Raw genomic sequence first — 204 nt, 5'->3', positions numbered from 1 at the left:
CGCTGCATAACGATGTGCCGGTGATCAGTGTTGCCCCAGAAACCATCGATGAAAACTCCGCCACAGCGGGCACCGTCGCCGGCCGCTTCACTGCGACCGATGAAGAAACCCCTCGCGAAGGCCTGACTGTTTCCTTCACCGGCAACAGCAACGTGGATGGCTACTACGCCATCGTTGATAACAACGTCGTACTGACTCAAAAAG

1 protein-coding gene is annotated in these 204 nt (G+C 56.4%); it reads left to right on the top strand.

Going from position 1 to position 204, the window contains the following annotated elements; all coding sequences use genetic code 11:
• Positions 1–204, top strand: a 204-nt coding sequence (locus J1G35_RS30800) for a hypothetical protein (RefSeq protein WP_223016898.1), incomplete at both ends; no start/stop codon positions are given.

The sequence above is a fragment of the Pseudomonas sp. SH10-3B genome, assembly GCF_019891415.1.
Lineage (GTDB): Bacteria > Pseudomonadota > Gammaproteobacteria > Pseudomonadales > Pseudomonadaceae > Aquipseudomonas.
The sequence above is the reverse complement of the archived record's forward strand: the minus strand, read 5'-3'. Positions and strand labels throughout refer to the sequence as shown.